Here is an 8,274-nt window from a genome sequence, read left to right on the forward strand (position 1 = left end):
CATTTCGTATAAGGTGTATTATGTTAATTTTAGGGAAATTTAAGAATCTCTATGCAATGGTTTATTCAATATTCTTTGATTTCTTATCTTTTAGGTTAATCAGAAATAGCCAATAACATAAGCCAGGAAATAGAGCCATAAAGATAGTCCATGTATCTGTATACATCTTCCACCACTCTTTCGAAATTTCTCCTGTGTGACTCCATCCAAAAAGAATAAAAAATGGAGTAGCAATAATTATAGAGGCAATACAGATAGTTAATAAATTAAGACTGTTATAACGATTTAAAAGAATTGAGAATATGAAGCTGAAAGGTACAGTCAAAATACAATAAGCCAAGTAGACAAGACCGTGCCCTACAAGAACCACTAAAATCGAGTATAGGCTGTATTCCTGATTCATTACGATAAACAGGACTGCTGTGAAAAAAAGTAGTGGTAAAGGAGAAAGTAAGAGAGCTTTTACTATTTTTTCATTTGAGTATTTCACTAATTTAATTCTCTTATCTACTCAATAAACAATAATACTATAACGATTTTATTGGAGGTTTTTTGATTCTATTTAACATAATGGCTGTTATGCAAAGTCGACTTGTAATGCAATTTGCATTACACTGTTCCTAGTACATTAAATACTTGGGAAATATGATGGCTACTGTTAACTTCAGGATCGATGAAGCCCTTAAAGAAAAATCTTATTCAATCCTTAAAGAGCAAGGTATTGCACCTACGGATTTCTTCACTAGTATTCTTGAGTATGTTGCTACGACTGGGAAACTGCCTGTCAAAAAAGCTTTGCTTTCGGAAGAAGATGAAGAATTATTAGCTCTTGTCCGTAAGCGCATTAATGATCCTAAAGAGATGTTTGAGGAAGTCACATTAGATGACTTATAAGCTTTTACGTCACAAGGACTTTACAGCAGAATGGGAAAAACTCCCTGTTGCTATACGAGATCAATTTAAAAAGAAACTAGCCAAAGTCATAGAGCAGCCACATATTCCAAAGAATATGCTTAGAGGCGATCTTGCAGGTTGCTATAAAATCAAATTATTAAAAGCTGGTGTCCGACTTGTCTATCAAGTTAAAGATGATCAGGTAGTTATCCTGCTCATTACCGTCGGAAAACGAGCTGATAGCATAGTTTATGACGAAGCGAAAAAGCGAATTAAAGACTAAAAATGGGAGCTTATAGCTCCCATTTTTGGCTTCGTATAAGGTGTATTATGTTAATAATATAAATTTTTAAAAGCATATTGATTTAATAATAGAAAAATTATCAGAGTAGGGCATGTGTAAAGTAAACGTTCGATTATTAACCAATAATGATTAAAGATTTATATCTTGTATGTGTTAATTTTATTAACATATATATACGAAATTAATAATGCCTTAAGTGAAATAGTATGCTAGGTAAAAATCATCATTTTTTAAAAAAATTTTCGATCAGTGATGCTGCTATAGCGTATAAAAAACCTCGCTCGACTATACTTAAATATATAAAAAGCGGAGATTTCGAACTTGACTACAATAAATTGATTGAATACAGTCAGTTAGTTAGAAAATTTGGTGAACTTACTTACCCTATACAGGACGAAAGAGAGCAACAAATCAAAAAACTAAAAGATGAAGTTATGCATTTAAAAAAACAACTTAACTTTTTTAAATATACTTCAATCTCAAACAAAAATAGACTATTAATTTCTCATAAACATTCCATTTAACATAATGGGCGTTATACGAAACGCATATAAAAATAGTTTTATATTTCAAAAAGTTATGTTATAAAAAATTGGGGACGCAAACCCGAAAAGCCGACTTGGAAACAAGTCGGCTTTTTTATGAGCGGTTTTGATAGTTCTTGCCAATAATTTTGTTTAAAAAGTAGTCGATTTTGCGATTTTTTAAATTTTATCAATGCGTGAGTGTTCAAAATTATCCCCATTTCTTGTGGATAAATTTCAGGCACTTTGTACGCTTTGGCTTACTCAAATTCCAGTTCTTTGCGGCTATCAGGATAGCTAGAATATCCCTACGATAGATTCATACAGGAACAGGATGTTCCGGAGCAAAAAACAACAATGATAAGTTCTAACACTAGGATTGTGAGGTAGAGTAGCACCTACCAAAGATCGCACAATAAAAAACCCCGGCAGGATACCGGGGTTTTTTATTATTTATAAATCAGAATTTTGCTATTAAGTTTTTTAAAAAGAAATTTAAAGCAGTGTAGTAATCTTTGTGCTCTTTTAAAGTAGCATCATCTAGACAATTAAGACTATTTTCTAAATTAGAAACTTCATCTTGAAATTTTTTTTCAGTTTCATTTGCAGCACTTTCGAAAGCCTTAGAGGTATCATTCCAATACACACTTATACCTTTTATTAATTTATTTTCAAAATCCTCTTTTTCAAATAAATCAACAAGCTTTTTAGCAATTTTTTTCTGCCAACTAGAACCTGTTAACCATGCGAAGATTCCCCCTATTACTACAGCGATTCCAATACCAATTGTAATTGGACCACCTAAAACTGCAACGATACTAGCAGCTGCAGCAGTTCCGCCTACACTAACACCTATACTAGATAAAAAGCTTACTACTGTTGGAACAAGCAAATAGGCTCCTAAGTTACTGCCAGCAGCAACAATACTAGCCCATGTGGCTAATGCTCCAAACGTTGTTAAGCTTGCTACAGCTCCCATAAAAATAGTTTTAGAGTCAAAATCCAATTTTAAATCCTTACTAAATCCTTGTTTTTTGTCATATTCGTTTAATAAGTCATCAATTTGCTTTGATAATTCTACAGATTTCTCTTTAACTTTTTTATTAATAGAAAATTGTATTAAGTCTGATAAATAGCTTGCAGCTAATTGCTGAGCATCTTTTTTGTCCTCATATCTGGATTTAATCATGCTTTCAATATAATCAATAGTTAAATACTTTTTTGTGACAACTTTGACCTCTGAAATACATTCGTTTTTGTATATTTCGATATCTTTTAATATCTTCTCTTTGTGTTTTTTTCTATTTATTGAATCAACTTTTTCATCTTCTTTCATGGACTCCAATTGAATTTTCATCTGCTCATGTTGATTAAGAATATTATCCAGATTTTCAGTTAAATTTTTATATTTATGAGAAAGGGCTTCAAGACTTTCTTGAAAGGAAGTATTAAATTTTTCTGAGACTAAAGAAGGTAAGCGATCTTGTAATAAATTGACTAAATTCTTTTCAAATTCTGCACGTAAATACTTCTTATCGGCTGAAAAAGTAAAGAAACGACTGCGGAAATACTCCTCTGTAACTTCTTCTTCAGCCCCTCTGTCTTCAAATTTATACTCAAGATGTTTAAATGCTCTTTTAGCAGCTTTATTTAATAAATCAAAAATATCATTTTGATTTTCAATAATATCTGATCGTGTCGCTATAATAAATAAGTTATCTAAAGATCTAATTTTTTCACTTTCATAGGACGGCAGTACATTTATTAAGCTACCAATATAATCTAAGTCATTTTTACCTAGAAAGCCTTGAGCTGTAGAAAGGTACAAAACAATATCTACAAAAGTTGTTGCCAATTCGGTTCTTTTAGAATCATTTTCATCATTTTCATAACCTGGCATATCCACTAAATCACATGCTAGGAGAATTGGAGCATCGATATAAAGCACTGCATAATGGCTATCTAAGTCTTCATCATCTTGGTGTGTAACATAGCTCTCTAATGAAGCTAAGTTTCCTGCTTTAACACGATGTCTTTTACAATGTCCTTCATCGTTAATCTTATGAATATTAAAATCTTTATCCATCATCCATACATCTTCTATTTGCCAAGATGGTTTATCCGATATATGACGTAAGATACATGCCACACTAGTAGTGGGTTGATATCTTGTTGGTAAACAACTATCTCCTAGTAAAACATTACATAATCTAGATTTTCCCATATCAAAGTGGCCAAAAACGCCTAAACGAGGTTTTCTAGAAATTTGATCAAGATTAGAAATAAGATTATCAACATTCAGCGTCTCAATAACTCCAGAACTAGATTCTGTAATTACTGGGGCATAGTTTAATTGCTCATATATAATCTTTTTTTTATTTTGGATATCTAAATAAGGATGTCCAACTGTAATTGGTTCTAATTTACCTTCTAAAAATCCACATATTTCAGCCCACTTTTTTAAAATTTTCATTGGAACATCTTCAGGATCTTCTTCATATCTTGAAATTTGACTTTGTGAAACATCTAAAGCTTTAGCCATTTCAGCTTGTGAAATTTCAGCCAAAGTTCTCATTTCTTTTAAATTTACTAAATTATCAATATTCATAATTCAAGTCTTATTTATTAAAAAAATAAGAATACCCAAAAAAAACACAATATTCAATATTTTAGGGTAAAAATTATTTATTATGCATGTATTGCATATTTTTTTTAATTTACTTATTCTGGCTCTAGATAAAAACGAGGGTTAACTATGAAATATACATATCATTCAATTAATCGCATGAATACTCGTGGAATTTCAAAAGAAATGATCGAATTCACTTTGAATTATGGAAGTATAGATGGCGATGCTTATGTCACTAATAGAAAACTTTTAAACAAAGTAATTCAGCATCTAACTAGACAGCTAGCCTTAGCTAAAAAGTTAATCGATAAGGGTGGGGTAGTTGTGGTGACAGATAATAGTTCTGTAATCACAACTTATGACTATGAAAGCTATAAAGCTTATTAAGAACGAGGAAATTACATGGCTTATAGAACTGATTTCGATCTTGAATTTTTAGGGCATCTTAAATCAACTGATTTAGATGATCTAGTATATTGTCTAACCCATGATAAAGATGGAGAAACTAGACTTACTGAAGAACTAACCTATTCAGATCCGTATAAGTTACATTTTCCGAATCATAGTAAATACTGGGAATTAATAGCCGCAGAACTTCAATGTTTTGGCGCAAATAGTTTCGCAACAATGTTTCGGGGAGGAAAAGGTGTTTTCTATCGTGAAGTGTTAATGGATGTCTGTGATAAACTAAAGGTAAATTACAACAAAGATGCAAAAACAGAATTTATCGAAAACAATTTATTATTAAAAATTCTCCATGATGCTCTAGAAAAAATGTCACAAGAGGACTTAAAAGAACTAGCAAAAGAGCTTGATATTAATGATCTAAATTACTCTGCTGAAGCATTACTGGGAGTTTTTCAAGCTATTTTTCGTGCAGGAGGGTTCAAATCCTATCAATTAACATTAATCATTGCTAATGCTATCAGTCGAGCATTATTTGGTAAGGGATTAACTTTGGCTGCGAATGCTACCTTAGCCAGAACTATGTCACTCTTAACAGGTCCGGTAGGTTGGGTTATTACTGGAGCTTGGACTTTAATTGATATAGCTGGACCTGCTTTTCGAGTAACTCTACCTGCTGTAATACAAATAGCAGTATTACGAAAAAAACATTCACAAGACAATTCTATTTAATTTTTAAGATTGAAATATACGTTACGAGAGGCCTTACTAATGGGCCTTTTGATCACTTACTTAACATAAAATCTCATCTACGAAATTCAGAAAAAGCCCATATCAGGGCTTTTTACCCCCGATTAATGACAGTGATATCCTTCTGTTTGTGAGTTATGACATCCTTGAGAATTTGTTCTTCCACTCGATGCAAATACTTGAGCTGTCACTAGCGTCATTAATAATACAACCGCAATTTTTTTCATTATTTGAACTCTAATTTAGACTAGAAATCAAACTATAACTTATAAACTGAATAGCTTTCTATCCCGTTCATCTGTTAAATACTTGTCCATCTGCGCAATCAATTTCGCACGTGCCTGTTCATCATCTTCGGTGATTTTTAGCATGCAAGAACCGATTAAAATCTTGCGTCTGGTATCGTCCTTTCGTGCCTGTTCTTTCTCTTTAACACGTTCTCTTGCCATTGCTGCCTGTCTTTGAGCCTTTAACTGCTTTAGCTTCTCTTCCTGAGCTTTAATTTTGCTGTCTAGCGTTTCAGTAATACTCATTCATCTAATACCATCATCCTAGGAAACCATCCCTAACATAAGCGCACTTGAATCTGCATTCAAGGTGCTATATGTATAGTAATGTTTTCCTCGAAGAGCGCACTTATGCAAACTTCGTTTGCAAGTCCGATTGGGGTTCCCCCAATACCCCAACAACCGTATCCACGGTTGTATTTCACTACGTGAAAATTTAAAAGCGAAAAACAAGCATGGCGATTTACCACTTTTCAGTCAAAACCGTAGCACGATCAGCAGGGCGATCCGCCACTGCTGCGATTGCCTATCGGGCAGGTGAAAAGATCTATTGTGAACGTGAAGGCCGAGAACATGACTACAGCCGAAAAACCGGGGTGGAATACAAAGAGATTTACTTACCCGAAGGCGCACCAGAACATTTAAAAAACCGAGAAAAACTCTGGAACGAAGTCGAACAAAGAGAAACCAGAAAAAACTCAACAGTGGCCCGGGAATTTGAAATTGCCTTTCCAAGTGAATTAAACCAGGAACAACGTCTGGCCATGCTCGAAGAATTATGTGCCAGCATCGTGGAAAGACACCAAATAGCCGTCGATGCCTGCATCCATGCACCACATACCGGATCCGGCAGTGATGAGCGCAATTATCACGCCCATATCCTGATGAGCACACGTAAACTCACGCCAGAAGGTTTTACAGAGAAAACCCGGGAGCTCGATCAGAAACACAGTGGAGAAATCGAGCACTGGCGCGAACACTTTGCCGATATCTGCAATATGCACCTGGATCTGGCCGGATCCACCGCCCGGGTCGACCACCGTAGCTACAAAGACCAAGAGAATGGCCTTGAAGCCACCCTGCACGAAGGACCGAAAGTCACCGAACTACGTAGAAGAGGCATCGAAACCGAAATCAGCCGAACCAATGATGAAATCAAAGAAAGAAATCAGGCTCAGCTGCAATACGGCAAAAATATGGACCTGCTGATTGCTGAAAACGAGATAAAACTCAGTGCATTGAAAACAGAACAGCAGACTCAGATTGAAAATAGTGCTAAAACGCCACCAATTGACGAAAAAGCCCTGTTTGAGGAAAAACAGAGGGAAACCCTTGGCAAAGTGCTAAAACGCGAAATCAGCGCAAAAGAGGCGAATCTAGACCTGGATTTTATGCAGGATGTTTTTAAAAAGGCAGAAAACACCTTGGGTAAGATGCAACAGCATAAAAACGAGTTTAGTCAGCAGCTCGCCCAAGACATCGTGAAAAGCGGACTCAAACAAAGTCATGACAAATTGCAAAGCCTGGTGGATCAACACAACGAATTAACCAAGAACAAACCCTTACTGTTTGGAAAAAAAGCCTGGGAAGCCCAACGTGATGCGATTTACCAAGAACATAAACAACTGAAAGGCAGACATGAATACCAGAAAAAAAATGGTGTGAAGGATTTATTGGAAAACGAAAAATTCAAAGAACATGCCTGGAAACAGTACCAAAAGCAGCATCCAGCCAAAGCCGAGCAATACCAAAACTTATATAAAAACTATCGGACTATCAAAACCTGTGTGGATGAGATCAAAGCAGAACAACAAATGAAACTTAGACAAGAACAACAGCTCAAAGCAAAGCAACATGCGCCAAAAATGAAATCTCGTGGCATGAGTCGATAAACAGAGCGAGTGTCTACGAGCGAACTGAAAAAATTTGCTTATCCCTTTCCCTGATTACAAGCTCCCTATCCATCAATCACCTGCTTTACAGAGCATCCCGAATGGGTGCGAACTTTCCAAATTTGATTCCTAAACCGAGCGTAGCGAGAAAAAAAGCTGATGAGCGAAGCGAATTCCGAGTTGCTTTTGATCTTGCTTTTGCTTTTTCTTAAAGTCACGAAAATATGAACCAAAAATTGCCCCGACGAATCGAGCGAAAGCGAGATTCAATAGAGTTTGAGCGAACGAAGTGAAGCGAAAACCAAGGGCAATTTTTCTTTGCCTGGGCTTTTAATTATTTTTTAAGTTTTTAAATGCTTTTAGAGATGCTATAAGCCTTTATTTGCAATAGTTTAAGAGGTGATAAAGATAGGTTTAAGGGGTGATAAAGATAGGTTTAAGGGGTGATAAAGATAGGTTTAAGGGGTGATAAAGATAGGTTTAAGGGGTATTTGAATAGCTGAATTATTGACTATTTAAAATAAATAGAATATAACCTAGTTAAATGAATTAATAAGCTTCATATCATGACAAATAACAATAAATTAGT

The 8,274-nt window shown here is 34.9% G+C and carries 10 protein-coding genes; 6 read left to right on the top strand and 4 right to left on the bottom strand.

The window, feature by feature from the left end; genetic code table 11:
• Nucleotides 1-61: 61 nt before the first annotated feature.
• Nucleotides 62-490: a hypothetical protein gene (locus F890_RS17690; RefSeq protein ID WP_000877730.1), complete on the bottom strand. Its 429-nt coding sequence runs from the start codon at nt 488-490 to the stop codon at nt 62-64.
• A 158-nt stretch (nt 491-648) separates the two neighbouring features.
• Here F890_RS17690 and F890_RS17695 point away from each other — a divergent pair, with 158 nt between their 5' ends.
• The 3 genes from F890_RS17695 (at nt 649) to F890_RS17705 (ending at nt 1,722) form a co-directional block, all read left to right on the top strand.
• Nucleotides 649-894: a type II toxin-antitoxin system RelB/DinJ family antitoxin gene (locus F890_RS17695; protein ID WP_000246755.1), complete on the top strand. Its 246-nt coding sequence runs from the start codon at nt 649-651 to the stop codon at nt 892-894.
• Nucleotides 884-1,177 (top strand): type II toxin-antitoxin system RelE family toxin, encoded by a 294-nt coding sequence (locus F890_RS17700; RefSeq protein ID WP_000221358.1) that lies wholly within the window; start codon nt 884-886, stop codon nt 1,175-1,177. The genes F890_RS17695 and F890_RS17700 overlap by 11 nt, the downstream gene beginning before the upstream one ends.
• A gap of 227 nt (nt 1,178-1,404) precedes the next feature.
• Complete coding sequence (locus tag F890_RS17705) at nt 1,405-1,722, top strand: hypothetical protein (RefSeq protein ID WP_000900860.1); 318 nt, start codon at nt 1,405-1,407, stop codon at nt 1,720-1,722.
• Nucleotides 1,723-2,182: 460 nt separating this feature from the next.
• Here F890_RS17705 and F890_RS17710 read toward each other — a convergent pair whose 3' ends face one another.
• Nucleotides 2,183-4,330, bottom strand: coding sequence for a dynamin family protein (locus F890_RS17710; RefSeq protein ID WP_005268840.1), 2,148 nt, complete (start codon nt 4,328-4,330; stop codon nt 2,183-2,185).
• A gap of 147 nt (nt 4,331-4,477) precedes the next feature.
• On the opposite strand from F890_RS17710, the gene F890_RS17715 reads away from it, so the two are divergent.
• Both F890_RS17715 and F890_RS17720 read left to right on the top strand, forming a co-directional pair.
• Nucleotides 4,478-4,738, top strand: a complete 261-nt coding sequence (locus F890_RS17715; protein ID WP_004758946.1) for a DUF4258 domain-containing protein — start codon at nt 4,478-4,480, stop codon at nt 4,736-4,738.
• A 15-nt stretch (nt 4,739-4,753) separates the two neighbouring features.
• Nucleotides 4,754-5,488, top strand: a complete 735-nt coding sequence (locus tag F890_RS17720) for a YaaW family protein (protein WP_004758945.1) — start codon at nt 4,754-4,756, stop codon at nt 5,486-5,488.
• A 122-nt stretch (nt 5,489-5,610) separates the two neighbouring features.
• On the opposite strand, the gene F890_RS19435 is transcribed toward F890_RS17720, so the two are convergent.
• Nucleotides 5,611-5,733 carry a YHYH domain-containing protein gene (locus F890_RS19435; RefSeq protein ID WP_122365484.1) on the bottom strand — a complete coding sequence of 41 codons (123 nt, stop codon included), beginning with the start codon at nt 5,731-5,733 and terminating at the stop codon, nt 5,611-5,613.
• A gap of 39 nt (nt 5,734-5,772) precedes the next feature.
• A complete protein-coding gene (locus F890_RS17725) occupies nt 5,773-6,039 on the bottom strand; it encodes a hypothetical protein (protein WP_005268842.1) in 267 nt (88 codons plus the stop codon).
• A gap of 209 nt (nt 6,040-6,248) precedes the next feature.
• On the opposite strand from F890_RS17725, the gene mobQ reads away from it, so the two are divergent.
• Nucleotides 6,249-7,685 carry a MobQ family relaxase gene (gene mobQ / locus F890_RS17730; protein WP_005268844.1) on the top strand — a complete coding sequence of 479 codons (1,437 nt, stop codon included), beginning with the start codon at nt 6,249-6,251 and terminating at the stop codon, nt 7,683-7,685.
• The last annotated feature ends 589 nt before the right edge of the window (nt 7,686-8,274 follow it).

Source organism: Acinetobacter sp. CIP 64.7 (assembly GCF_000369745.1).
GTDB lineage: Bacteria > Pseudomonadota > Gammaproteobacteria > Pseudomonadales > Moraxellaceae > Acinetobacter > Acinetobacter fasciculus.